The organism is Planococcus sp. TJ-201 (assembly GCF_058268495.1).
Window position 1 is genome coordinate 190334 of sequence record NZ_JBZDOG010000005.1, and the last position, 24600, is coordinate 214933.

Consider the following 24600-nt stretch of genomic DNA (forward strand, 5'->3'; position numbering starts at 1 on the left):
GTTTCCGCTCAAAGGAGTTGCTCGGAACTGTTTAACCGGTTATTCCAGCTCTTATTTTCAAACAGTTTGCTGATCCGTATTTATTTGCTGTTCATAAAGTTGGAGTTTAGTGTAAATGATTTCAAGAATGGGAACTGCCATCTCCATTTCTCGAGCACGGGCAAACAGGTAGCCTTGCAGATGTTCGACTTCAGTAGGCTGCAACTTTTCAATATCTCGCTGCATGGATGATTTCATCCCTGCTGCCATACTGTTGATTCGCTTTAATTGCGTATCTGCAATTCCAGATTGAATCGGAGCTTCCATCTTTTCCATAATTGCCACAAGCTCCTGCAGAAGCATGCGGATCGTGCGCTGGCCTGTTTCAAGATCCCGTATTGGCCCGATAGGTGATTCCATCATGGAAGTGATTCCTGACAACGCGGTGATAAACAAATACTTGTGCCACATGTCCTGATCGATGTTATCGCTTTTGATAAATTCTGCTTGGGTTCCTGTAAAGATCTGTTCCAGCTTGTCAATCCGCTCTGTTTTTTTGCCCATTCGCTCTCCGTACACCAATTGATGAACAGGGCTCGTCTGAACAATTGTGCCGTCCTCTGCTAAAGTGGTTTCGATAAAACACAATCCGCCAAGGACTCTTTTTTCACCAAAAGCTTCGATCAGCGTCTGCAAATGGGAAATTCCGTTTAGCAACGGCAAGATCATGGTTTCTTCACCTACGAATGGCTGAATATCGTTTATTGCATCGCCAAGTTGATAGGATTTTGTGGACACCAATACAACATCAAACGGCGAACTTTGTTCCGATTTGGTGATTAACTTCGGTTTCAAGTGGAGATCTCCATGGTTGCTTTGGATGTTCAAACCTGTTTGGTCAAGCTTCTTCTTTCTGCCTTCTCTTACCAAAAAAGTAACGTCCTCTCCTTTTTCCAGTAAGCGGCCGCCAAAATAGCCCCCAATTGCACCTGCGCCAACAATTAAAATCTTCATTCTTCCACTCCTTTGTTTTGCTTTCCGTCTGAATCTATAGCATTTGCAGCCCTTTTATTTCCGATCAATTCTATGGCTTCAGTACTAGCTTGCCAATGGTCTTTCTCCCTTGCAGCGATTGATGTGCTTTTGCAGCTTCTGCGAGCGGATAGGTCGCTCCAATTGTTAAAATCAGTTGTCCGCTCTTCATATAGCCCAATAATTCACTGAAACTCTGTTGGAACAGTTCTGGGTACCGCATGATTTGAGGCAGGAAAAACCCAATCACTGACTGATTTTTACGCATTAACTGGCCCGGGTTGAAAGTTGCTTGTTCGCCACTGGCAGCTCCGAATATTACAAGACGCCCAAAAGGTGCGAGGCATTTTACTGTTTGGTTGAAGACTTCGCCTCCTACCATTTCAAGCGCTAAGTCGACGCCTTTGCCGTCAGTAATGGACTTCACTTTTTCAACCCATCCTTCTTCCGAATAGTTGACCAGATGAGTTGCTCCCATTTTTTGTGCATGAAACAGCTTTTCTTCCGTACTCGCGGTGGCGATAATTTTTCCGGCGCCGAAAATCTTCGCTAATTGCACTGCAATGGCTCCAACCCCGCCGGCCGCAGCATGAATGAGCACTGTTTCTCCATTTTGAAGCCTGCCCATGGTTTTCAAAATATGATAAGCACTTAGCCCCTGCAATGGCAATGCGACAGCTTGATCAAAGCCGACACCTTCCGGAACTTCTGTTAGCACACTTTGATCGACGGCGGCATATTCTGCATACCCTGCAGAACCGATGAGTGCTACAACGCGATCACCTGCTTTAAAGTTCTCCACATTTTCTCCAACCTCAACAATGACGCCAGCTACTTCTGACCCTGGAATATATGGCAACTCAGTGGGCACCACATACTTGCCCTCGCGTCTTGCTGTATCGGCATAATTGACGCCAATTGCCTTCACTTCAATAATGACCTCTGTAGTTGCTGCGTCCGGCTTCTCTGCTTCCACAAACTGCAGTACGTCTGGTCCACCGTATTCTTCAAACTTGATCACCTTCATGACTGTCTCCTCCTAACAACTATAATGTCCTGCCTCTATCAGTTCCTCTGCTATTTGCCGTTTTACTTTATCCAGCCCACCGCGCTGCAGCCGAATCAACTCGTTTGTTACAACTGCCGTATTCTGTGTCAATTGTTCTTCAGCAGAAGCTGCCTGCATCAATTTCCGCGCAGCCATCTCAACTTCTAGTAACACATCTCCAGTCAATGCCTGCACCATAAGAACTTTTAAAGAAGACGGGTCTTTTTCCATAGTTTTCGCTGTCCTCATTACGGCAGACTCCAAAGCATATAATGCAATAGCGATATCGGCCAATGCCATTAAAACTTCTTGTTCGCCACCTAAACCGCTGCCATATGAATCATAGGCAATTCCTGTACTAAGCAGAAATATGCGGCGTATCGCCTCTACAGCTTCTATTTCCCAGGAAATCGGACCATGAGCTAAAGGACACGGTGACTTCATGTCTTGAATAGCTGAAGCCATCAATTGCGGCAATTGCACCTTTCCTTTTGAGGCCTGCTTCAACAGATTTCCAGGAATCAGCAATCGGTTGACTTCATTTGTCCCCTCAAAAATCCGGTTGATCCGCGAATCCCGATACATTTGCTCCACTTTATACTCTTTGATAAAGCCATAGCCACCGTGCAATTGCAGTGCTTCATCCACGACAAAGTCAAGCGTCTCAGAGCCATGCACTTTGCAAACTGCGCATTCGACGGCATACTCCATAAGCTTTTTGGCGATGATGCCATGATCTGTTGCCTCATCAAGACCACCAAGCACATTTTCCAGATATCCCGCAGTTCGGTACTGAAGAGATTCGGAAGCAAAAATTCGCAGCGCCATGTTCGCCAGCTTTTCCTGCGTCGCTGTAAATTCAGCAATTGCCTTCCCAAATTGCCGGCGCTCTTTGGTGTACTTCAATGTCAGCTCCAGACCATATTTGGCTGCACCCATACAGGCAGAACCCAAGTTATAGCGCCCCAAGTTCAAGACATTCAATGCGATAACGTGGCCTTTTCCAACCTCCCCAAGCAAATTCTCGACGGGAACCTCGCAATCTTCGAAAATGACTGCGCGTGTAGAAGAACCCTTTATGCCCATCTTTTGTTCCTCGGGTCCAAGCGACAAGCCAGGATGGTTTTTTTCAACAATGAAAGCCGTAAAAGCTATGCCGTCGACTTTCGCATAAACGATAAACGTATCGGAAAACTCCGCGTTGGTAATGAACATTTTCGTTCCGTTTAATAGGTAATGAGTTCCTGCATCATTCAATTTGGCTGTCGTTTTGGCAGACAGGGCATCCGATCCTGCTTCTGGTTCTGTCAGGCAATATGCACCGATAAATTCGCCAGAAGCTAGTTTCGGCAAATATTTTTCTTTTTGCTGAGAAGTTCCAAAATAAGTGATGGGCAAAGTTGCAATACACGTATGGTTGGAATGTGCCACTCCATAGCCTCCAGCTGAACCGAGCGACTCTCCGACCAAGCCTTTACTGATTTTATCCAGCCCAAGGCCACCGTACGCCTCGGGGATACTGTGGCCCAGCAACCCCAGCTCGCCTGCTTTTCCAAAAAGTTCCTTCACTAAACCAAAGTTCTGATTTTCAATCTCTTCGTTGTTTGGCCGAATTTCTTTTTCTAAAAAAAGCTTTGCTGTTTTGGCAATCAGTCGATGTTCATCGGTGAAATCTTCCGGTATGAAAAATGGCTCAGAAGGTTGGTAAAGAAAAGCCGTGCCTTTATATGTGGTTGTTTTAACTTCCATGATGGCTCACCCCCATGACTAATTTTTTGCCGCCAAAGATCAACACCAGACAAATGGTAAGTTGATCCATTAGTTGTATCTCCTTTAAACATCAAGCAATGCCGTGGAAAATTAAATCGCTATATATACCAGCCAGCCGATCAGCTGAAATCCCGCCGGTTGGATTAAACCACTGATAACTCCAATTGGTGACACCTAAAATGGCAAAAGCAACCATCTCCGGTTCAAGCTCTTGCCGAAATTCATGTTTTGCAATGCCATCACTTATAATTCTTTCAAGATTTTTTCGGAACTTCTCCCGTTTCGCTTTCACTTGTACCGCATGATCTTCGCACAGATGGCGCATTTCTCTAAAAAACACTTTCCCACTCGGTCCGTGGTTCGCAATATCTGTAATTAATAACGCAACCAACTGCTCCAGCTTTTTTCGATTACTGGACTGGCTTTGTTGGATCTTTTCCTGGCGTCCCAACAGGTCATCGATATACCCCAGGTGAATGTCCATTAGCAGCTGCTCTTTGCTCGTAAAATAATAGTAAAACGTTCCTTTCGTTACACCCAACACTTCAACAATGTCCTGTATCGAGGTCTCACTAAAGCCTTTTCTCTCAAATAGGAGAATGCTTTGCTGTTTGATCTCTTCTTTCATGACTATTCGCCGCCATTCGTTTTGCGTAATTTAAAGTGCGTGCATTCCGCCGTCGACAACAACCACATCACCAGTAATGTAGTCGGACGCTTTGGATGCCAGAAACAACGCCGTTCCTTTCAAATCCTCTTCTGTACCGAAGCGATTTAAAGGCGTCCGTGCAAGCAGGCCATCCTGTCCTTTTTCCATCACCGCTTTTGACATTTTAGTTGGAAAGAATCCGGGAGCAATAGCGTTTACGTTGATGTTGTGCTGTCCCCATTTAGCCGCAAGATCTTTCGTAAAAGTAATGACGGCTCCCTTGCTGGTGTTGTAGCCGATGGTATCCATGAGCGTCGGATCAATTCCACCCAGCCCTGCGACCGATGAAATGTTGATAATTTTCCCGCTCTTTTGCTCAATCATCTTCTTGCCAACTTCCTGGCTCATCAGAAATGTACCAGTAACATTTACGTCCATAACTTTCCTCCACGCATCCAACGGCATATCGACCACAGGGGTCCCCCATGTTGCACCAGAATTATTCACCAGGATATCAATGGAACCAAACTTCTCAATTGTTTGGTGAACCACGTTTTCGACATCTTTCGGATTGGTAACATCACAAGCCAACGCCAGCGTGCCAATTCCCATTTCACTCAGTTTGTCAGCTGTTTCCTGGCAAGCTTCCACTTTCCGTGAGCACAGGACAACGTTCGCACCTGCCTCAGCAAAAGCCTCTGCCATCATCGCGCCAAGGCCGCGACCTCCCCCAGTGATAATAGCGGTTTTGCCATCAAGCTTGAATAACTCTAAGACGTTCATTTTTTATCCCCCTGACGAATAATTAAAATTGATACTAACTAGTTGGTATGTTCAGAATACTCAAACTTTATGTTACCGCTTTCAATTTTGGATTACAAGGAGAGATTACATAAAATTACAGTTCACTTCTCGGCTGTCTTACGGTTTCAATGATGCAAGTATTCAATCCACTCCCTTTCCTGTAGACTAAGATTGCAAATCCCTGAAAAGGAGTGAAGACATTGTTGAAGCGATTGGTCGTTACCGGATACAAGCAACATGAATTGGGAATATTTGATGAAAAAAATCCAGGCATCCGATTTATTAAAAAAGCGCTGGAGAACCGATTTCGCGCATTGCTCGATGAGGGGTTGGAATGGGTTATTTTAAGTGGACAACTTGGAGTTGAAACATGGGCTGCAGAAGTCGTGATGGACATGAAAGAAGAATTTCCAGAGTTGAAGTATGCTGTGCTGACCCCTTTTCTGGAACAGGAAAAAAGATGGAATGAAACTAAGCAAGAACAATATCGGTTAATTCTTTCTAACGCTGATTTTCATCGCAGCTTGACCAGCAAACCATATGAAGCACCCTGGCAGTTTATCGAAAAAAACAAGTTCTTTCTGCGCAATTCCGATGGTATTTTAATCGTCTATGACGAAGAAACCGATGGCTCCCCAAAGTTCATCAAAAAAGAAGCCGATCGTTATGCAGAAACCACAGACTATCAGGTATTAACTATAACTGGCGATGATTTGCGTGTGGTAACAGAAGAAGAACAAATGAATGAGTGGGATACCTAAAACCCGTCAACGCGCCTTCCAGTTGACTATATGCGAGCTTTTCGGTAACCTTAACAACTATGTTAAAATAATTACTTCGGGAGGAACTATGAAGAAAGCTTCGAAAGTCTTTTACATCACATTCGCATTAGTCATTCTCACTGTCGCTTTCGGTGTCATTGCGCCGGAAACCTTTGAAACCGCCACTGGAAATATCCGCAGCTATATCAATACCGCATTTGGCTGGTATTACTTACTGATTATGGCCGTGCTATTAATTTTTGTTGCCATCATCATGGTCAGCCCATACGGAAAAATCCGTCTTGGGAAAGACTCAGATCGTCCTGAATTTTCTACGTTCAGTTGGATTTCGATGTTGTTTTCAGCAGGAATGGGAATCGGCCTTGTTTTTTATGGTGCTTCCGAACCTCTTTCTCACTTCGCTATTCAACCAGCGACTGCAGAACTTGGTTCCGACGAAGCTTTTAAGGAATCTTTACAGCGTTCTTACTATCACTGGGGCATCCATGTTTGGACTATGTATGGAATGGTCGCTTTGTCTTTAGCCTTTTTCCAATTTAGAAAAGGCCAACCTGCATTAATTTCATCAACACTGAAGCCGATTTTTGGCGACAAGATGAACGGTCCTTTAGGAACGTTTGTTGACGTACTCGCTGTTTTTGCTACCGTCTTTGGCGTAGCAACTTCACTCGGCTTTGGCGCTGCTCAAATTAATGGAGGAATTTCCTACCTGTTCGGTGCACCTCAAGAATATTGGGTTCAAATGGTCATCATTGGTGTGGTCACTATCCTGTTCATCATTTCCGCATGGTCAGGGCTGAACAAAGGGATTAAATATTTGTCCAACACCAACATGGTTTTGGCCGTCATTTTACTTGTTCTGGTACTTGTACTAGGTCCAACTCTATTAATCTTGAATATGTTCACGGAAACTTTCGGAGCATATGTCCAAAATCTGATCAGCTTGAGTTTTCAATCTGCGCCTCTGGATGCAGAAAACCGCAGCTGGCTGGATGGCTGGACTATCTTTTATTGGGCTTGGTGGATTTCTTGGGCGCCATTTGTCAGCATGTTTATTGCCCGCATTTCCAAAGGCCGTACCATTCGTGAATTCTTGGCAGGCGTAGTGCTTGCCCCAACAATTTTTGGATCGATTTGGTTTGCCGCTTTCGGAACAACTGCCATCAACATCCAAAAAAGTGGCATTGATTTAACGGCATTCCCAACCGAACAGACTTTGTTTGCAATGTTTAACGAATTGCCTTTAGGATTTCTCATGTCGATCGTCGCTATTTTGCTGGTCAGCACGTTCTTCATTACATCCGCTGACTCTGCCACTTTTGTGCTGGGAATGCAATCAACGCGCGGTTCCTTGCTGCCAAGTAACCAAATCAAGATTCTTTGGGGAATTGCCCAGTCAATGGTCGCTGCCATCCTGCTATCAGTAGGCGGCTTGACTGCTGTGCAAAACACCATCATTATTGCGGCTTTGCCGTTCTCTTTTGTAATAATTTTAATGGTGTTTGCTTTATTTAAAGCTTTGAATCTGGAATTGCAATTGATGAAGAATAAGAAATAACTAGCTGCCGTTTCCGAGGACCTTCCCGGAGGCGGCTTTTCCATTGATTAAAGAAACATGGAGTGGGTATAAGATAACTAGACCATACACTTGGAGGTGTCCCGGATATGCAAACAGAAACCCAAAAAATCATCCAGGAATCACTGGATGCACTGCTAGAAAACGACTCGTTTTTGCCCGATTTAACAGACCGAAAACAAGCTTTCGCTTCACTGAGCGCCATTCTTTCCACTCCCGACAAAATACATAAGTCTTTCCTTAGAGTTCCATTGGACAACGGAAGCGTCGTGCGCATTCCAGCTTATCGTGCACAACACAACGATGCGATGGGACCTTATAAGGGCGGCATCCGCTTTCACGAAAGCGTCAATGAAGAAGAAGTCATCAACTTGGCATTTTTGATGACTTTAAAAAACGCCTTGCATAAAGTACCATTTGGAGGCGGTAAAGGCGGCATTGAAATCAATCCACGTGAATTCTCGGAAAAAGAGCTGAACTTGATTTCCAGAAAATATGTTCGGTATTTTTCGGATGTTATCGGTCCTGATAAAGACATTCCCGCGCCAGATATGGGATCAGGCGAACGCGAAATGGATTGGATGATGGCCGAATTTAAGAAGGTCCATCATGGTACTCCTTACCTCGGAAGCTTTACCGGCAAAAGTGTCGTAAACGGCGGTTCTCTCGGAAGACGGGAAGCAACCGGCAAAGGCGTTTATTTCACATTCCGTTACTTGTTGCACGATTATGTAAAAGAAAATGAACAACTGCTGGCCCAAAGCGATAACCGCTTTGCCAAAACCACATTGTCTCTTTACGACCGTCCATTGAAAATGGCCGTTCAGGGCTTTGGGAATGTTGGTGCAGTGGCAGCTCTCGAAGCTTACAACTGTTCTTTGATCAACCATAAAATTGTGGCCGTGAGTGATCGCAATGTCACTTTATTCAACGAAGACGGACTGGATATTCCGGCATTGATTGAATTCACGAAAACAAGCCGTGGGGACTTGCCATCAACAGAACAGCATCTGCAAGGTGCCGGCATTAAAGCCGAAATAAAAGAACGGGACAGTCTCGTCACATTGCCTGTGGATATTCTGCTGCTGGCGGCATTGGAAAACCAAATCCATGAAGGCAATATGAAAGACATTCAGGCGCGGATCATTGTCGAAGGCGCAAATGCTCCGACTACTGCACAAGCTGATGAATACTTGAATGAACAGGGAGTTGTCATCATACCGGATATTTTGGCAAATGCCGGAGGGGTTATCGTTTCTTACTTTGAATGGCTGCAAGGCCGCGAAACACAATTCTACACAGAAAAAGAAGTTTACCGGTTATTGATTGAAAAAATGCAGGAAACGATGGACATGATTCTCCCGCAATACTACGGAGATCCCTACGCCCTACGCCAAAATTGCTTTATCCATTCCGTCATGCGATTATCGACGGTGATTTACAAACAAGGCAAGCTTTACTAGAATGCAGAAACGCACAGCCAGTGGCTGTGCGTTTTTACATTTCGGAAATTCTCCGCTGATGGGAGATGGTGTATGCATCGTGGCGAAAGTTTAAGATGCGGTCTTCCGAACATTCGATGCCTTCCGTCATTAGCGTTGGGTCGTACATGACCGCTTCTGCTGCCGGTGCTTCTTCAAAAATTTCTAAATAGCCAATCGATAGCGTTTCACGATCTTTCGGCCATTCTTTTGTCGGGTCGTCAGTCGGATCTCCTGGCTGTCCCAGTACGATGTCCAGCCGGAATTTTACAGGCGCTCTTACTACCCGATCTTCAATATCCGCTTCAAAAAATCCGATTGGCAAAGCGGCTGCATCAAGCGGCGATAAGGTTTCCACTCCACTTTCCGGTTCCCAACGATACTTGATTGGCTGCCGCTGCCCTTCTTCACTAATAAAATAAAATGCATGAATCGAATGGTATTGCCCAGTTGCAAAGCTGGCGGGTGCCTGCATTTTTCGGATATTGGCAATCATTGCACCGCTTTCTGGATAATCCGCAAGCAAACCTCCCAATTCTGTTAAACTGGGTTTGCCTTTTTTGAACGATTCGACGACGCCAAGCATTTCGGTAAAAATCTCGGGTGTTTTAGCAAAGAAAATAGGCGACGTGACACCCACAATATTGGTAGCTTCTCCATTTGGCAATTGGAACTGGACCGCCATTCCTTTAACTGGAGACATTGCATCGGCCCATGTTGGATTTGGAGAAAAATGCGAAAAACGCACAACTGAATCGCTTTGTCCTTTTTGAAAATGCGGAGCAGTCGTCCATCGGCTAGCGGAACCGTTCGCCGTGAAGCGCGCCTTATAACTTTTCCCTCGCGCATGGGCTCGCCGATAGCGCGGATACGTACCAAATATTTTTTCAATCCGATCAATGGCTGTGTTTGCCAATTTATCCATTTGCATCACCTCTTATATCGTTTCATACCCGTTTTCACATCTTTAAACGGCTCGATACAGATATACTTAAAACTAGTAAACAGTGGCAGCTACTGGAATCACCTTCGTTCTTCCGTACTGACAAAGATATTAGTAGGGTTCCTAAACAAATTCCTTCGAATTTCTTGAATATTCATAGGCAGAGAGGGAATAAAAAGAGAGATAAGCAATAAAAAGGAGGCAATAGCCATGGATTTTAAACACGAAAACAATAAGTTCTCGGCTCTGGAAAATTCTGAAGAATTGGCTTTCCTGAGCTATATACCAAATGGCGATGTACTGACTGTCGACCACACCGAAGTTTCTCCGCAACTGGAGGGTCAAGGAGTTGGCAAGAAGTTAGTAGAGCAGGTTGTTGAATATGCCCGCAGCGAAAACAAGACGATTGATCCCCAATGTCCATTTGCTAAAAGCGTAATCGAAAAGACACCTGAATTCCAAGACGTATTGGAAAAATAATTAAGCATCCGCTCTCAGCGGATGCTTTTTTTATACCTTGTTTGTAGGAAGCACAAGCGGGAACATGAACAGTAAAAAGGGGTTGGACAAGGTGAAGACATCTCTTGAGGAAGCAGTCCGGATGCATGCACAGCCATTCAATTCGATCGAAGACTTAGCACCTCTTATCCAATCAATTGGAGATGCAAAGTTTGTCCTTCTTGGAGAAGCAACACATGGTACATCTGAGTTTTATACATGGCGGGCAGCTTTGACCAAAAAACTGATTCTGGAAAAAGGGTTTTCGTTGATTGCAGTTGAAGGCGATTGGCCGGCTGCCCAACAAGTAAATCGCTACATCAAAAACTTTTCCTCAAAAGAACAACAGCCGTATGAAGTACTTGGAGCCTTTCAGCGATGGCCTTCTTGGATGTGGGCCAACGAAGAAATAGCTGATTTTATCCAGTGGCTGAAAGCGTATAATGATACCACTCACCAAAAGGTCGGTTTTTATGGCATCGACATTTACAGCCTTTGGGAATCCATGGAGGAGATTGTACATCGACTGGCAGATATAAACCCTACCGGCGAAGATATGAAATTGGCCAAAAAAGCACTGGCTTGCTTCGATTCTTTCCATCGTGTACCGGAAAATTATTCTGCCGCTGCCGTCGACTCCTTAAAATCCTGCGAGAAAGCCGTATCTCAATTGCTGGCATCCGTTTGGTCCAATGAAGAACTGTACAAAGATTCTCACGAAAGCGATCTGGATTTAAAGATCAATGCATTGGTCGCAAAAAATGCCGAAAACTATTACCGAGCCCTGGTAAAAAGCGACGAAGTTTCTTGGAATATCCGCGATGAGCATATGACAGAAGCCATCAACGAAATACGCGACTATCACGGCAAAGAAGCAAAGATCATCGTCTGGGAGCACAATACCCATATCGGCGCTGCCAATGCTACGGAAATGAAAAATGAAGGCATGACCAATGTGGGGCAAATCATTCGGGAACAAAACCGGAAAGAAAATGTTTACGCAGTTGGTTTTGGCACCCATTCCGGCACCGTCGTTGCGGCACCTTCCTGGGGAGAACCTTATGAAATAATGACAGTACCTCCTGCTAAGCCTTATACATGGGAAGATCTTTTGCATCAAACTGGTGCATCGGACAAGTTTCTGTTGTTCCATTCGCAAAACTTTGCTTTGTTTGATCGCTGGGTCGGCCATCGTGCAATTGGCGTCGTCTATAATCCGGAATTTGAATCGTATGGCAACTATGTGCATTCCAAAATGGCACGGCGATATGATGCGTTTATTTTCATCGATCACAGCCATGCATTATTTCCACTTTAACCGACTGCGAAAAATAGACGATTTGAGCATTTTTACACGTACTTTAAATTTCGAATGTTATGATAAAACAAGACTTGCTTGGTGAAACACCACGCACTGAGCTAAGCAGAAAAAGAATGACCATCAAAGGAGCTGGACTGACAATGACGGAACAGAAGAAACAACTTGGAAATACGGGCTTGTTCATCAACCCAATCGGCCTTGGCATAAACGCTGTTGGCGGGCACAACCTTTACCCTGATTTAAATGAAGACACTGGCAAAGAGCTGGTCCACGCCGGCATCGACAACGGATTAAATTTCATCGATACGGCCTATGCATACGGATATGGGCGTTCAGAAGAATTGCTGGGCGAAGTGCTTCAGGAATCCGGTGCGCGCCAGGAAATGGTAGTTGCGACAAAAGGGGCTCAGCGCCGTCAAGGTGAAGAGCACATTACCGACAACTCGCCTGCATTTTTAAAACAGTCAGTTGAAGATAGCTTGAAGCGACTTCAGACCGATTACATTGATTTGTTCTACATCCACTTTCCCGATGAACAAACACCAAAAGCTGAAGCTGTGGGCGCTCTGCAGCGCTTGAAAGAAGAAGGAAAAATCCGTTCCATTGGCGTATCAAATTTTTCAATGGACCAACTAAAAGATGCCAATAAAGATGGCTATGTCGACGTTTTTCAAGGAGAGTACAATCTGCTGAAGCGCGAAGCAGAAGAAGATTACTTTCCTTACGTAAAAGAACACGGAATCTCTTATGTTCCGTACTTCCCGTTTGCTGCAGGTTTGCTTGCAGGCAAATACGATAAAAATAAAACCTTCAATGACTTGCGGACGAATATGCCCCATCTTCAAGGGCAAGAATTTGAACGCAATTTAGAAAAAGTCCGGAAACTCAAAGCGCTGGCAGAAGCAAAAGGTGCCGAAACCGCACATGTAGTGCTTGCCTGGTACTTGGCACGCCCTGAAATCGACGGCGTTATTCCAGGTGCTAAACGTGCAGATCAAGTATTATCCAATTTGAGCGCATTGGATGTTCAGTTGAGCACCGCAGAAATTCTCGAAATTGGCTCTATTTTTAACGACTGACACAAATAAAAGGCGGCCCACGAGGGGCCGCCTTTTATTTTGTTTATCTGAATTCGCCGTCTGTAATGTTGTACAAATAACTCCAGTTGTCCGCTTTGTAGAGCTCATTGAAAGAAAGCCGATCCCCAGTGCCGAGGGTCACTTCTTCTCCAACAATCGCTACTACCATAGCCGTCCCTGTATTATCCAAGTTCAAGTAAACATCTCCGATAGAAGGACGAATTGCGTTTTTCTCGCGCAATACTTCTTCCAATTGAGCATCCTGCTCCAGCTGGTCAGCTGAAACTTTGGATTTATCAAAGTATACGATATCGTTGCTGCCCGCTTCTTCGCCAGGAACCATTACAAAAAATTCTTTTGATTTCACGGTGTTTTGTCGAGTAGTAATGACATTCTTGCCCTCGACCGATTCAACTTTTTCGAACTCGTTCAATGAATAATGGTCCATATAATCTGGATCCGGTTTTGTGATTAGGATGTAGCCGCCTTCTTCTGCTTGGCGATCATCACGCAAGGTGTAGCGTGCTCCAAAGAATAAGAATGAGTCCATGTTCTTCGGTTTGTAAAACGTAACTTCATCAGCCTTGCTTGCGACTTGCTCCATGTCTTTGACGCGGAACATAAGCACCGACTTTTTAGCCAGCGGTTTTACAGAGTATACCTTGTGCAATTCATTTTGAAAATAAACGAATTGTCCTTTTCGTACTTGCAATAATTTCATAATTTACCCTCCGATACTGTCATTGCCATAATTTCATTCTAGAGGAAAAAAGGATAGAAGTCCATGCAAGCACTCAGATTGTTTGGTATGCTTCTATCACAAAAACTTTTAATGACGGAGGTGCCTTGAATGGATATTGAAAACCGTGATGAATTTATCATCAAAAAGTATCAGCAGGAAGAACAAATTATGGTCCAACTGTTTGTCCAATGGTGCACGAATCATCAGCTGAATCCGGCTGAGCTTTACCAGCGTGCCTATCCGGGACAACCGCAAAGCGCGGTGTTGGCTGCCGCAATCGATGAGAATGATACAGAAGTATTGGACATCGACCATGAAACTTTGCTGGACGTCCTGCAAATGTTCGGAAATGATGATTTGGCTTTTGTTGTTTCAGAAGAAATCGAAAAACTCCCTAAAAAATAAAAGATCCAGTGCAACAGCACTCGATCTTTTATTTTTTGCGTTTCCGCAATTCTTTTGCCTTATTTTCAATATGGCTGGTGCGCAAATTTTCGAATCGGTTAGATGCGATATTGCTGTAAATTTTATCAAACTTCGACTTATCTTTGGCTGGTTCAACTTCTGTTTCTTCGATTTCATCTGCCTCTACAGGTTCTGGACGTGCTTCTTCTTTTTGATCATTAACCATTTGGCCTTCACTCCTTTTCTTAATGCACTCTTACTTTAAAAGTTTCCCTTGATTGCTTTATGATAAACACTAGAAAAAACGGCCATCTCGCGTTAAAAGATGGCCGCACTTTCTATCAAACAGTTAGTTTCGTCGCTTTTAATTCTTTTTCGAGAAACTTGGCAAGTTCCAGCATGCCATATTTCCCAGCTTCTGCTTCTGCATCGGCATTGTAGTTGGTGTTGGTGTTCACGTCATAAGTAAAGATATCTCCCGCAGCGTTGCGAATAAATTCAATTCCGGCTACATTGATATTGTTTTGCTGCAGAAACGCTTCATACTTTTCAAGGATTGGATCATTAAAGCCTTGAATCACTTGGAATTTCGGCTTTTCTTCCACTTCTTCCCCTACCGGACAAAATAAATCATCAATCCGGCAAGCATCCGCTGGACATAATTCAAACCCTTCAGATGTATCGACTTGCACAGCATAAACAAATTTCCCGCCGACAAATTCACATCGGGTGATAAATGGTTCCGGGGCTTGAATATACTCTTGGATCAAGGTAATTCCGTCAATAGACGGTTCAAATTCAGAGCCTTCAACGTATTCTTTCAAAGCTTCGTGCGAATGGAACAAACGCACGCCCAACCCTTTTCCGGCACGATTGTGCTTCGTAATAAAAGATGAAATATCCATTTTTTCAGCAGCTTTTAAAATCTGCTCTTGTCCGTTTACAGCAATCGTTTTCGGCGTTTGAATTCCTGCAGCATTTAATGCCATGTATTGGTTCACTTTGCTGACTTCCAAACGCAAAGCGCGGCTGCCATTAAAGACTGTGCGGCCATGATGCTCAAGCCATACCAGTAAGGACTCTGTCAGCTCAGGCGCAAACCGATGGCCTCTTGTATGGGAAGATGCGCTCATTCGGCTATAAAAAATGCCTTCAGGCGGTGCTTCGTTCAAGTCGACTAACCCCTCATCAATAAACCAATCTTCGTAAGGCAAGTTCAGTTGATCAAGCCGTTTGAATAGGTGGGTGGTCCATTCTTCATTTTCGTGAATCACGTAAATTTTTTCTGACATCTTGTATCCTCCTAGATATTCAACGCGCTAATCGCATTTCTTTTTTCTTCAACCAATGGCATTACTTGTTTTGAAAAGCGTTCCATTTCTTCCAATTGCGGTGAAAATTGCAGCAGCAGCAAATCCAGCCCTGCATCTTCAAAAGCGAGTATCCGATCTGCAATCTGTTCAGGCGTACCGATTAAGTTCGGGCGCAGTCCACGGTTGGATACCGAGTAATCCGCCAGCTTTATTTGCTGCTCCAACTGCGACTTACTGACAAAATCATCATACCCGACATAGCCATCTGATTCTTTGACATCGGTGATGCGTGCATATTCTTCAGCGACTTCCTCTTCCGTATCACGGCAAATGATATATGCCGCCATGCCGAATGTCTGCAAAGGAGAGCCGCCAGCTTGTTGCCGCAACTCTTTCATGCCACTGATTTTTTCCTGAATCTCTTCCACCGTTCCCCCATGCATCACATAGGAATCGCACGATTCAACAATGGATTTCTTGCCGCGCGGGCTTTCGCCGCCAGCGTAAAGAATTGGATGCGGACGCTGAACTGGCTTTGGTGCCAGACGCGCATTTTGAATATCGTAATATTTCCCTTTAAATGAAAATTCCTCTTGTGTCCACATGCCTTTGACGACCTTTAAAAACTCGTCTGTCCGGTCGTAGCGTTCGTCGTGTTCCGTGAACTCCCCGCCGTATTGCTTCGCCTCTTCCGCCCACCAAGCTGACACTACATTCAGTGTAAAGCGGCCATTGGAGATTTGATCAATATTGGCAGCCATCTTTGCTGCGATAGCCGGGTTATGAAACGCCGGACGAATGGCGGTCATAATTTCGATTTTTTCCGTCACTGCCGCAAGTGCTGCTGCTGTAGACCAAGCATCAAGAGAATCCGCTGCCATTCCTTTAATATCATTTAAATTCAATTCTGCGATCAAGGTTGTATCGTAACCCCATTCTTCAGCAGATTGAACAACTTTTTTTGCATACTCAAATGTTGGCGGCATTTGTTCATCTTCTACGTTTCGCAGCCAACCACCAAAAATCGGCAACCAAAAACCATATTTCATCTTTACCCACACCTTTCACTCTCGATTCGACTTCTCGAAAGATTCACTCTTTTAAAAGAATAAAGTTAGTATACAATAAAACAAACAATACTTACCAGTAAACTCGACTTTAAATTTTTCATAAGTAAAAGGGCGGGTTTTAAACTTTATTTTATCTTGTTATGTTGCGAAGGAAGCAGGCATGACTACAGCGACAACTTCACCTGTTGCACACAATGTATTGCCGGCGTAAACCTCTGTCACCACTTTGAATTTCTTCGGGTGGATTTCTTCAATTTTCCCCACCGCCTTCAACACAACCCCTTGAGGTGTTGGTTTCAAGTAATCGACGTGCAAAGAAGCCGTAACAAATCGCGGTGGTTCTTCGCCACTACCAGGCTCAAATCCGTTTTTGCGGTGCAACGCTAAAGAAGCAGAACCGGTCCCGTGACAATCAACAAACGACGCGATCAAGCCGCCATAGACAAAGCCGGGAATAGCCGTGTGCACGGGCTTTGGTTCATATAAAGTAATGGTCTCATCACCATTCCACACTGTTCGGAAATGGTGTCCCTCTTTATTGAGTCGGCCGCAGCCGTAACACCAGGCAAAGTCTTCTGCATATTCGTCCTGTATGGCAATTGCTGAATGTCCATTCATCGTTTATCCCTCTTTTCCACAAAATATGGAGTCTTAGTTTGTCCTTAATAATGTCCAAAAGAAAAAGCATGATCCTTTTCATCAGATCATGCTTTCCCTTTTTCCACCCCTCGAAAATCCTGAGAGGTTTTTGCACGCGGAAAATTGTATTAAATTCTTTCTACAAACTGTCCATCTCTGACGAATACGAAACTCTCGTCATTCCAGTTTAGTTGCGCTGACTTGCGTTTGCCGGTAGGGCAATTAGGTTCACATGTACTTCTCAGTGAATTTTTGATCTGCAGCCAGGCTTTCAATTGCACTTCCACAAAAAACTTACGGCTTACTGTTTGAAACACTTTCCGGATAGAAACCTGAGTAACGTTGGTTCCTGACAAGAGTGAATATCGTCAGCAAAGCAAATTTCCCGCCAAGGCTGTGCAGTTTCTCGTCTGAAGGCGATTCTGGATCGAATCCAGTCGTATCTTCCGACGGTGATTCCGCCTTGTACTCATATTATACCCGCACTCCATCTAAAACTAAACCACTTTTTTATAATTTATTAATAAATTCTGAATAATATTTTTACATTTCTATGTTCTCCCTATATACTGATAATTAGTTCGAAAGCCGTAATACATAGAGGAGAGATTATATGGTGAAAAGTTTGCCGATACGTTCAGCTATTCCCGTCGAAGAAACGTGGGATTTATCCAGTTTATTCAAGAGCTCTGCCGAGTTTGATCAAGCCTTGAAAAGCTTGGAAAAAGAAGCCGAAGCTTTCAATCAAAACACACAAGGAACAATTGTCGATGTGCCTACTGTTATCAAGGCATTGACCGGTTACATGGCTTTTCTTGAAAAACTGGTTGTGGTAAGCACTTATGCAAGTTTGACCATCAGCACCGACCAAACCAATGATGAAGCCCAAATGCAGTCCAGTAAATTCAGCGCAGCCTCTGCCAAAATCAGCAGCAAGCTGTCTTTCATCAACAGCGAACTTCTCGCTTTGCCAAAAGAAACTTTAGAGCAGGCAATGCAGGAGTCTGCAGAGTTTAACGTATTTCTGAAAAAACTGCTTCGACGAAAACCTCACCAGCTGCACCCTGAGGTGGAAAAAAGCCTTGCTGCTTACTCTTCTACTTTCAGTGCGCCATACGGTCTTTACAACACCACAAAAATGGTCGATATGAACTTTGAGGATTTCGAAGTAAATGGCGTAGCCTACCCGCTCAGTTATGTCTCTTTTGAAGGAGACTGGGAGGCAGAACCGGATGCAGAGCTTCGCCGGGCAGCATTCGATGCTTTTTCCAAAAAGCTGAGAGATTATCAGCACACGACTGCCAAAACTTATGACATGCAATTGCAGACAGAAAAAACCACAGCGGACCTTAGAGGCTACGACAGTATTTTTGACTCGCTCCTGTTCAACCAGGAAGTCGACCGCTCGCTTTACAACCGCCAAATTGATTTGATCACTAAGGAACTGGCACCGCATATGCAGAAATATGCCAAGCTATTGCAAAAAGCTCATGGCCTGGACCGCATGACGTTCGCCGATTTAAAAATTTCCTTAGACCCGAGCTACGAACCGGAAATTACTGTAGAAGAATCCAAACGATACATTGACGATGCCCTTTCAATAATGGGTCCAGACTACATTGAAATGGTGGACCGGTCGTACTCTGAACGATGGATCGACTTTGCCCAAAACAAAGGAAAATCGACTGGCGCTTTTTGTTCGAGCCCATACGGCGACCATCCTTATATCTTGATTTCCTGGACTGGCCGCATGAACGAAGTCTTCGTGCTGGCTCATGAACTTGGCCATGCAGGTCATTTCTATAACGCCAACCGTGAACAAAACATCTTGAATGCACGGCCGTCCCTTTACTTTATCGAAGCACCCTCAACGATGAATGAAATGCTGGTCGCCAACCACCTGCTGAAAAGTTCAGAAGATCCGAAATTCAAACGATGGGTGATTTCATCGATTGTCGCCAGAACTTATTACCATAACTTCGTCACACATTTGTTGGAAGCTGCCTATCAGCGCAAAGTGTATGAACGGATTGATGAAGGCAAGAGCGTCAATGCCGGCATTTTAAATGCCATAAAACGCGGTGTACTGGAAGAATTCTGGGGAGACGCTGTCGATATTACAGATGGCGCCGAATTGACTTGGATGCGCCAACCGCATTATTACATGGGCTTGTACCCGTACACTTACAGTGCCGGATTGACCATTTCCACTCAAGTATCCAAGCGGATCTTGAATGAAGGCCAGCCAGCTGTAGATGAATGGCTTGAGGTTCTTAAAGCCGGCGGCACCAAAACGCCAGTGGAACTTGCACAAATGGCTGGAGTCGACATCACAACCGAACAACCGCTGCGTGACACCATTGCCTATATTGGCGAACTGGTGGACGAACTGGAGCGTTTGACTGAAGAAATTGAGCAAACCGTATAGATTCTTAAGCATTAACTAAATAAAGCCGTGCGCAGTTCTTTTGCGCACGGCTTTTCAAGTTGTCAAAAGTTTACCATTTGCCTCTGGATTCTTTATTTGAGCGACTGCAAAGAAAGCCTGAAAACTTCTCATGCTTTCTTTTTGCGCCACAACAGGAGCTGTTCCACAAAAATAGCGATCAGGGTTCCCGTAATCAGACCATTTGATAAAGTAGCGGCCACAACCGATGGCAGGTTCGCCATGCTTTCAGGCGGAACGAACATGATGCCGACCCCGCTCATCAAGCCAAACGCTGCCACTTTGTAAGAATGCTGGCGATCTGCTTCATTTTCCAGTTCCGTAAAGGCCATCTCCACCATTTGGGTAAATACGGCAAATATGACCGCATATGCTACAGGAGCCGGCAGCGATGCAAGAATCGCCATGAGTGCCGGAAAAAAACTGATCAGTACGACGATGATACTGCCCAAGATAAACGGCTTTAGTGCTGGAGTTCTGGTGGCGCTGACAAATCCGGCTGCCCCTGAAATTGGCACGGGTCCGATGGATGAAAACAAACCGGCAAGAATGTGGTTAATTCCGGAGGCTGCAGAAGCCTGTTTGATGCGATCCGGGGGATGAATCGAGAAAGAATTTTTAAGTACACTCTCCATTACCCGCAATGACGCCATCATATTGGCAATGAGCAAGATGGTTAAAAACAAAGCCGTAACAAACATGCCACTGTCCCATATCAGTGGTCCAAAAACCAGCATTTCCGGCAAGGAAACCAAGGTACTTGCTCCGCCTTCAGCTTCCGGCGATTTGCCGAGTACCCAGAAAATCAACCAGCCTGCGGCAATTGCAAATAAGATGGAATAGCGGCTGACCCAGGGCACGTTGTGTCCCATAAAAAAGAAAGTCAACAAGATGACCGCAATGCCGCCGACCAGCACCAGTCCGTCTACTGGATCGCCTTTTGAAACGATACCCAATAGCCCCGCCAAAATCGACTCGCTGATTTGAAGCACCAACAGCAGCAAGTAAACAAACGTGATGGTTGGCGTAAAGAATATTTTCAGCTTATCCACCAGGCCGGTATAAGTAAATACGATAAACAGCACACCGCTATACAACAAGCCGCTTTGCAGCGCTTGAAGCGATTCTTCCATCGAGGCATACATTATTCCAACTAAGCCCGCGTAAACAATAAAAATTCCCCACCACAAACCAGCAGGTCCTTCGTTGATTGGCATGCGATGGCCGATAGATGCCTGCACCAAACAGGCAAGTCCCAGCACAAACATAGTTCGTTGGACGAACAGTGCTGTATCGGTCGTATCCATGCCAAAAATGCTGGCAATGGCAATTGGTGCTGCAATCGAAGAGGCAACTAAAAAGACCGCCCACTGCACACCACCAAAAAGATTTTTCATAGCCATTTTCCCCACTTTTCATTCTGTCAATTGCTTACAGTATACACCTTTTGAAAACACCAAAAAAAGCCCTGACAGTTGTCAGGACTTTGGTTTATTGCGAGCTGCCTTTTCCTCATTCACTTTGCGGACTGTTTCTTGAGGATCTGCAACTTCTTCAGTTTGTTTTCCTGAGTCCAAACCGTCTCTGTAGACGACTGGGTACCCCTGGTCTTCCAACTGCTTTACTTGCTTTCGTGATGCCTTGATCAATAGCCGTACAATCAGTACGGATAGAATGAATATAATTACGACAGAAATAATCCCTGGGATGTATTCCGATTTGTCTTCCGGAAAATATAAAAAATCCATCTTGTTGATTCCCACCTTTAATATATGAAGTTTCACTTCATTATACATGATTCTTGCTTCTGCTCTTTGGAGGAAGGTGAACATTTCATGGCAAGTTTGGTGGCCCGAATGCGTATTTTCGAGCCATAAAAAAAGCCGATCTAAGAAAGATCGGCTTTTCCGAAAGGTCAATGATTTTCCGAAACGACGGTAAACCGTCTATTCTTATGTTCACCACTTTCAATTTCATCGACCAGCGCAATCGCGTAATCTGCATAGCTAATGTAGCTTTTCCCTTTGCTATTGACGATAAATCCATCATCGCCTTTTTGGTAGCGCCCTGTCCGGCGGCCTTCGGAATCGAAAAATGCGGCTGGACTCAAAAATGTCCAGTGAATTCCTTCGGACGCTTCCAAGTCGGCTAAATTTTGCGCTTGGCCGTTGGTAATTGATTTGAATGCTTCAGGAAACTCAGGCGTTTCTGCCAGACGGGTTGTCCGAGCTTCATCGACAAACAAACTGCCAGCGCCACCTACCACAATCAAACGTGTTTCAGGCGTTGCTTTAAGTAATTCAATCAGCAGCCTGCCAGCTTCAATATGCTGGTCCGCCTTTTCAGGAGGCACACCAAATGCGTTGACTACTGCATCAAAAGGAGCCAAATCTGCTGATGACAAACTGAATATATCCTTTTCCAGCACTGGGATATCCAACTTCTCGATTTTTTGAGAATTTCTGACGATGGCCGTCACTTCGTGTCCCCTTTTCAGGGCTTCTTTTAAAATTAAATTCCCAGCTTTTCCGGTTGCACCAATAATCCCTATTTTCACTTACTTCTCCTCCCGTCTCTATCATTCTTAATAGATAAACAAAAAGATTAGCCTTGAAAGAAACAGATCCGCATCTCTTTATGCTTTTAAAGAGGCGGAGTCCTGATGGATTAAGTTAAACTTGCTGGTAGCTTGCTTCAAAATTTCGAATGAACGTTTTCTTTTTTCTTGATCGTAAATATAGGAAACTGCAATCACTTCATCAATCTGCAATTCCGCTACAAATGTCCCTAGATGCTCGCTAATTGTTTCCTCATTGCCTTGGAAAGTATATTGCGACATGCCGCGCACCATCATTTCCTCACGGTAGCTCCATTGGCCGTCCATGGTTTCGAGTGGCGGCTGCAACAGATTTTTGCTGCCTCTCACAACATTTAAATAAAATTGGTCACTGGATGTCGCCAGTTTATCAGCTTCTTCGGTCGAGTCCGCTGCAACGACATTCACACAAACCATCACATACGGCTCAGCCAAGTATTCAGAAGGCTGGAACTCGCTGCGGTAAATCTGCAGTGCCTGTTGCAGCTGCTGCGGTGCAAAATGCGCCGCAAAGACATATGGCAAGCCAAGGCTGGCAGCAAGCTGGGCACTTGAGGTACTGGATCCAAGGATATATACCGGCACTCCTGTACCAACACCCGGATACGCTCGGACAGGTCCTTGCTCGTCAAGCGGCTTTAAGTAATTTTGCAATTCAACAACATCCTGCGGAAAAGCAAATGCTGTTTCCTGAGTCGTTCTCCGAAGTGCGTGTGCCGTCTGCATATCCGTTCCTGGAGCACGTCCGAGACCGAGGTTTAAGCGTCCTGGATGCAAGGTTTCCAAGGTACCGAATTGTTCGGCAACCACCAAAGGTGTATGGTTTGGCAACATGATGCCGCCCGACCCGACTTGAATGGATTCGGTGTTTTCAAGCACCTTGGAAATCAAAATTGCTGTAGCAGAACTGGCAAGCGTGGCTGTATTGTGGTGTTCAGACAGCCAAAATCGGCGATAGCCCAGTTTTTCTACATGCTGAGCAATGGCGACCATTTCATCTAATGCATCTTTCGTTGTTCCGCCTTCACGGACTGGAACCAAATCCAAAACGGAGACTGGGAATGAATCTATAGGTTGTGACATTTGTTTAACTTCCTTTCATCCTTCTTATTCTCTAAGGATAAAAGGAAAATATCCGGTACACAAACTATCTGCCTGCCCATCGCCAATCAAATTGTGTAACTTTTTCCGATGACAGCAAACTCCACGTCGCCAGAGTAGCTGGACTTTGCTGCCTGCAAAATTTCATCCAGTTCCCCGTATTGCGGCAGATGTGTCAGCAGCAATTGCTTGGCACCGGCGCGTTCAGCAAGCTCTCCCGCTTGGCTGCCGCTTAAATGCCCTTGAATGATTCCAATGTATTTTTCGTAAAGATTGGATTCAGCAACAAGCAAATCTGCTCCCCGCGAAAAATCGACCAGCTCTTCTTTCCAGCTTGTATCTGCAGTGAACACTGCGCTTCGTCCGTTGGCAGTAAACTTCATGGCCAAACAATACACCGGGTGAATCGTCTCACAGAATGTCACTTGCCATGGACCTAGTTCAAGCGTTTCAGCAGCCTGTATCGCTCGTCCTTCTGTCACACCTTTGTATGAAAGCTTTTCAAATTCAGCAGCATCCTTGTCATGCGCATGGATAAACAAAGGTGTATTCCACTCTTTCAGCTGCATGCCCACCATCGCTGCATGCTGCAGCACACCAATATCAGCAATGTGATCCGGGTGATAATGGCTGATGACAACTGCATCCAAGTCACGCAATGCCGTGTAATTTTGAACCGCTGCCAACACACCGCTGCCGCAATCAATCAGGCAGCGGAAACCATCTTGTTCAATCAAAAAGGCTGACGTTGCTTCATTTTTATTCGGATAGCCGCCCCAAATGCCAATCGGTATAATCTTCAAAACACCACTCCCCATCTCTAATTTTCTTCAGTATAACTGATTCTTTAAAGTTCCTGTTGTTTAACCCGCTGTTTGGGTGGTATACAAAGAGTAAGATAGAAATTTACTTTGGAGGGATTACATTGACTTTAAAAATGACAGTTGAAAACGCCGTACAGGCAAAAAAAGAAATCGAGAAATTAGAAACACAAGGATACACACATGACGACATCTACATCTTCGCACACGACAAAAAACGCAGCAAAGACATTACAAAAGCGTTAGACACAGAAGAAGTCGGTATGAAAGAGCAAGGTTTCCTAAACAGCATGAAGAATATGACTAGCTCACGCGGTGACGAACTTCGTGCGAAACTAGCAGCAGCTGGTTTATCTGAACAGGAAGCTGCACAATACGAAGAAGAGCTCGATAAAGGAAAATTAGTTATTGTCGCGAATAAAGACGTTAAGTAATTCATTACCAAAGCACCGCCTATCCACTAGGCGGTGCTTTTTTGTGCAGCAATATGACCCCGTCACCATTA

The 24600-nt window shown here is 44.7% G+C and carries 25 protein-coding genes; 9 read left to right on the forward strand and 16 right to left on the reverse strand.

Annotation, left to right across the window (positions count from 1 at the left end; translation table 11 throughout):
* Positions 1 to 57 precede the first annotated feature (57 nt).
* The 5 genes from AC4EG4_RS13620 to AC4EG4_RS13640 all read right to left on the reverse strand — a co-directional run bounded on the left by AC4EG4_RS13620 (position 58) and on the right by AC4EG4_RS13640 (position 5261).
* Positions 58 to 993, reverse strand: a complete 936-nt coding sequence (locus tag AC4EG4_RS13620) for a ketopantoate reductase family protein (protein WP_490979574.1) — start codon at positions 991 to 993, stop codon at positions 58 to 60.
* Between the two features lie 70 nt (positions 994 to 1063).
* The gene (locus tag AC4EG4_RS13625; protein ID WP_490988115.1) at positions 1064 to 2038 is read right to left on the reverse strand and encodes a quinone oxidoreductase family protein; all 975 of its coding nucleotides are present in this window, start codon (positions 2036 to 2038) and stop codon (positions 1064 to 1066) included.
* A 12-nt stretch (positions 2039 to 2050) separates the two neighbouring features.
* Positions 2051 to 3808, reverse strand: a complete 1758-nt coding sequence (locus AC4EG4_RS13630; protein WP_490988116.1) for an acyl-CoA dehydrogenase FadE — start codon at positions 3806 to 3808, stop codon at positions 2051 to 2053.
* A gap of 91 nt (positions 3809 to 3899) precedes the next feature.
* A complete protein-coding gene (locus AC4EG4_RS13635) occupies positions 3900 to 4457 on the reverse strand; it encodes a TetR/AcrR family transcriptional regulator (protein WP_490979571.1) in 558 nt (185 codons plus the stop codon).
* Between the two features lie 30 nt (positions 4458 to 4487).
* Entirely contained in the window at positions 4488 to 5261 is a 774-nt protein-coding gene (locus tag AC4EG4_RS13640; RefSeq protein ID WP_490979570.1) for an SDR family oxidoreductase, read from the reverse strand.
* 221 nt (positions 5262 to 5482) lie between these two features.
* Between AC4EG4_RS13640 and AC4EG4_RS13645 the strand changes: the two genes are divergently transcribed.
* The 3 genes from AC4EG4_RS13645 (at position 5483) to AC4EG4_RS13655 (ending at position 9103) form a co-directional block, all read left to right on the forward strand.
* The gene (locus tag AC4EG4_RS13645) at positions 5483 to 6043 is read left to right on the forward strand and encodes an SLOG family protein (RefSeq protein ID WP_490979569.1); all 561 of its coding nucleotides are present in this window, start codon (positions 5483 to 5485) and stop codon (positions 6041 to 6043) included.
* A gap of 88 nt (positions 6044 to 6131) precedes the next feature.
* Entirely contained in the window at positions 6132 to 7622 is a 1491-nt protein-coding gene (locus AC4EG4_RS13650) for a glycine betaine uptake BCCT transporter (RefSeq protein ID WP_490979568.1), read from the forward strand.
* A gap of 107 nt (positions 7623 to 7729) precedes the next feature.
* Complete coding sequence (locus AC4EG4_RS13655; RefSeq protein ID WP_490988117.1) at positions 7730 to 9103, forward strand: Glu/Leu/Phe/Val family dehydrogenase; 1374 nt, start codon at positions 7730 to 7732, stop codon at positions 9101 to 9103.
* 34 nt (positions 9104 to 9137) lie between these two features.
* Here AC4EG4_RS13655 and AC4EG4_RS13660 read toward each other — a convergent pair whose 3' ends face one another.
* Complete coding sequence (locus AC4EG4_RS13660) at positions 9138 to 10046, reverse strand: catalase family peroxidase (RefSeq protein ID WP_490979566.1); 909 nt, start codon at positions 10044 to 10046, stop codon at positions 9138 to 9140.
* 228 nt (positions 10047 to 10274) lie between these two features.
* Here AC4EG4_RS13660 and AC4EG4_RS13665 point away from each other — a divergent pair, with 228 nt between their 5' ends.
* The 3 genes from AC4EG4_RS13665 to AC4EG4_RS13675 all read left to right on the forward strand — a co-directional run bounded on the left by AC4EG4_RS13665 (position 10275) and on the right by AC4EG4_RS13675 (position 12962).
* On the forward strand, positions 10275 to 10544 hold the full coding sequence (locus AC4EG4_RS13665) for a GNAT family N-acetyltransferase (RefSeq protein WP_490979565.1): 270 nt from the start codon (positions 10275 to 10277) through the stop codon (positions 10542 to 10544).
* A gap of 91 nt (positions 10545 to 10635) precedes the next feature.
* Entirely contained in the window at positions 10636 to 11880 is a 1245-nt protein-coding gene (locus AC4EG4_RS13670) for an erythromycin esterase family protein (RefSeq protein WP_490988118.1), read from the forward strand.
* Between the two features lie 143 nt (positions 11881 to 12023).
* Positions 12024 to 12962, forward strand: a complete 939-nt coding sequence (locus AC4EG4_RS13675; protein WP_490979767.1) for an aldo/keto reductase — start codon at positions 12024 to 12026, stop codon at positions 12960 to 12962.
* Positions 12963 to 13005: 43 nt separating this feature from the next.
* Here AC4EG4_RS13675 and AC4EG4_RS13680 read toward each other — a convergent pair whose 3' ends face one another.
* Positions 13006 to 13683 carry a hypothetical protein gene (locus AC4EG4_RS13680; RefSeq protein WP_490979562.1) on the reverse strand — a complete coding sequence of 226 codons (678 nt, stop codon included), beginning with the start codon at positions 13681 to 13683 and terminating at the stop codon, positions 13006 to 13008.
* A 129-nt stretch (positions 13684 to 13812) separates the two neighbouring features.
* Here AC4EG4_RS13680 and yxiS point away from each other — a divergent pair, with 129 nt between their 5' ends.
* On the forward strand, positions 13813 to 14109 hold the full coding sequence (gene yxiS, locus AC4EG4_RS13685) for a protein YxiS (protein WP_490988119.1): 297 nt from the start codon (positions 13813 to 13815) through the stop codon (positions 14107 to 14109).
* Positions 14110 to 14137: 28 nt separating this feature from the next.
* Here the strand turns inward: yxiS and AC4EG4_RS13690 are convergent, their stop codons facing one another.
* From AC4EG4_RS13690 to AC4EG4_RS13705, 4 genes are all read right to left on the reverse strand, one after another.
* Positions 14138 to 14335 carry a hypothetical protein gene (locus AC4EG4_RS13690; protein ID WP_490988120.1) on the reverse strand — a complete coding sequence of 66 codons (198 nt, stop codon included), beginning with the start codon at positions 14333 to 14335 and terminating at the stop codon, positions 14138 to 14140.
* 115 nt (positions 14336 to 14450) lie between these two features.
* On the reverse strand, positions 14451 to 15401 hold the full coding sequence (locus AC4EG4_RS13695; RefSeq protein ID WP_490988121.1) for an ATP-grasp domain-containing protein: 951 nt from the start codon (positions 15399 to 15401) through the stop codon (positions 14451 to 14453).
* Between the two features lie 11 nt (positions 15402 to 15412).
* Positions 15413 to 16471, reverse strand: coding sequence for an LLM class flavin-dependent oxidoreductase (locus AC4EG4_RS13700; RefSeq protein ID WP_490979558.1), 1059 nt, complete (start codon positions 16469 to 16471; stop codon positions 15413 to 15415).
* A 159-nt stretch (positions 16472 to 16630) separates the two neighbouring features.
* Positions 16631 to 17110 (reverse strand): PaaI family thioesterase, encoded by a 480-nt coding sequence (locus AC4EG4_RS13705; RefSeq protein WP_490988122.1) that lies wholly within the window; start codon positions 17108 to 17110, stop codon positions 16631 to 16633.
* Positions 17111 to 17744: 634 nt separating this feature from the next.
* Here AC4EG4_RS13705 and pepF point away from each other — a divergent pair.
* Positions 17745 to 19559: an oligoendopeptidase F gene (pepF, locus tag AC4EG4_RS13710; protein ID WP_490988123.1), complete on the forward strand. Its 1815-nt coding sequence runs from the start codon at positions 17745 to 17747 to the stop codon at positions 19557 to 19559.
* Positions 19560 to 19687: 128 nt separating this feature from the next.
* Here the strand turns inward: pepF and AC4EG4_RS13715 are convergent, their stop codons facing one another.
* From AC4EG4_RS13715 to AC4EG4_RS13735, 5 genes are all read right to left on the reverse strand, one after another.
* On the reverse strand, positions 19688 to 20974 hold the full coding sequence (locus AC4EG4_RS13715; protein ID WP_490988124.1) for a purine/pyrimidine permease: 1287 nt from the start codon (positions 20972 to 20974) through the stop codon (positions 19688 to 19690).
* A gap of 81 nt (positions 20975 to 21055) precedes the next feature.
* Positions 21056 to 21325, reverse strand: a complete 270-nt coding sequence (locus AC4EG4_RS13720; RefSeq protein ID WP_490979554.1) for a hypothetical protein — start codon at positions 21323 to 21325, stop codon at positions 21056 to 21058.
* A 167-nt stretch (positions 21326 to 21492) separates the two neighbouring features.
* On the reverse strand, positions 21493 to 22134 hold the full coding sequence (locus tag AC4EG4_RS13725; RefSeq protein WP_490988125.1) for an NAD(P)-dependent oxidoreductase: 642 nt from the start codon (positions 22132 to 22134) through the stop codon (positions 21493 to 21495).
* A 78-nt stretch (positions 22135 to 22212) separates the two neighbouring features.
* Entirely contained in the window at positions 22213 to 23256 is a 1044-nt protein-coding gene (locus AC4EG4_RS13730; protein WP_490979552.1) for an LLM class flavin-dependent oxidoreductase, read from the reverse strand.
* A gap of 86 nt (positions 23257 to 23342) precedes the next feature.
* Positions 23343 to 24077 carry an MBL fold metallo-hydrolase gene (locus tag AC4EG4_RS13735; protein WP_490988126.1) on the reverse strand — a complete coding sequence of 245 codons (735 nt, stop codon included), beginning with the start codon at positions 24075 to 24077 and terminating at the stop codon, positions 23343 to 23345.
* A gap of 122 nt (positions 24078 to 24199) precedes the next feature.
* Here AC4EG4_RS13735 and AC4EG4_RS13740 point away from each other — a divergent pair, with 122 nt between their 5' ends.
* Entirely contained in the window at positions 24200 to 24529 is a 330-nt protein-coding gene (locus AC4EG4_RS13740) for a YflT domain-containing protein (RefSeq protein WP_490979550.1), read from the forward strand.
* The last annotated feature ends 71 nt before the right edge of the window (positions 24530 to 24600 follow it).

Bases quoted from the DNA above. Each gene is read 5' to 3' on its own strand.
- AC4EG4_RS13715 (WP_490988124.1), bottom strand. From the start codon at position 20,974: ATGAAAAATCTTTTTGGTGGTGTGCAGTGGGCGGTCTTTTTAGTTGCC.
- AC4EG4_RS13690 (WP_490988120.1), bottom strand. From the start codon at position 14,335: ATGGTTAATGATCAAAAAGAAGAAGCACGTCCAGAACCTGTAGAGGCA.
- AC4EG4_RS13620 (WP_490979574.1), bottom strand. From the start codon at position 993: ATGAAGATTTTAATTGTTGGCGCAGGTGCAATTGGGGGCTATTTTGGC.
- AC4EG4_RS13705 (WP_490988122.1), bottom strand. From the start codon at position 17,110: ATGAATGGACATTCAGCAATTGCCATACAGGACGAATATGCAGAAGAC.
- pepF (WP_490988123.1), top strand. From the start codon at position 17,745: ATGGTGAAAAGTTTGCCGATACGTTCAGCTATTCCCGTCGAAGAAACG.
- AC4EG4_RS13635 (WP_490979571.1), bottom strand. From the start codon at position 4,457: ATGAAAGAAGAGATCAAACAGCAAAGCATTCTCCTATTTGAGAGAAAA.
- AC4EG4_RS13660 (WP_490979566.1), bottom strand. From the start codon at position 10,046: ATGGATAAATTGGCAAACACAGCCATTGATCGGATTGAAAAAATATTT.
- AC4EG4_RS13700 (WP_490979558.1), bottom strand. From the start codon at position 16,471: ATGAAATATGGTTTTTGGTTGCCGATTTTTGGTGGTTGGCTGCGAAAC.
- AC4EG4_RS13695 (WP_490988121.1), bottom strand. From the start codon at position 15,401: ATGTCAGAAAAAATTTACGTGATTCACGAAAATGAAGAATGGACCACC.
- AC4EG4_RS13665 (WP_490979565.1), top strand. From the start codon at position 10,275: ATGGATTTTAAACACGAAAACAATAAGTTCTCGGCTCTGGAAAATTCT.
- AC4EG4_RS13640 (WP_490979570.1), bottom strand. From the start codon at position 5,261: ATGAACGTCTTAGAGTTATTCAAGCTTGATGGCAAAACCGCTATTATC.
- yxiS (WP_490988119.1), top strand. From the start codon at position 13,813: ATGGATATTGAAAACCGTGATGAATTTATCATCAAAAAGTATCAGCAG.
- AC4EG4_RS13675 (WP_490979767.1), top strand. From the start codon at position 12,024: ATGACGGAACAGAAGAAACAACTTGGAAATACGGGCTTGTTCATCAAC.
- AC4EG4_RS13720 (WP_490979554.1), bottom strand. From the start codon at position 21,325: ATGGATTTTTTATATTTTCCGGAAGACAAATCGGAATACATCCCAGGG.
- AC4EG4_RS13680 (WP_490979562.1), bottom strand. From the start codon at position 13,683: ATGAAATTATTGCAAGTACGAAAAGGACAATTCGTTTATTTTCAAAAT.
- AC4EG4_RS13655 (WP_490988117.1), top strand. From the start codon at position 7,730: ATGCAAACAGAAACCCAAAAAATCATCCAGGAATCACTGGATGCACTG.
- AC4EG4_RS13630 (WP_490988116.1), bottom strand. From the start codon at position 3,808: ATGGAAGTTAAAACAACCACATATAAAGGCACGGCTTTTCTTTACCAA.
- AC4EG4_RS13625 (WP_490988115.1), bottom strand. From the start codon at position 2,038: ATGAAGGTGATCAAGTTTGAAGAATACGGTGGACCAGACGTACTGCAG.
- AC4EG4_RS13730 (WP_490979552.1), bottom strand. From the start codon at position 23,256: ATGTCACAACCTATAGATTCATTCCCAGTCTCCGTTTTGGATTTGGTT.
- AC4EG4_RS13650 (WP_490979568.1), top strand. From the start codon at position 6,132: ATGAAGAAAGCTTCGAAAGTCTTTTACATCACATTCGCATTAGTCATT.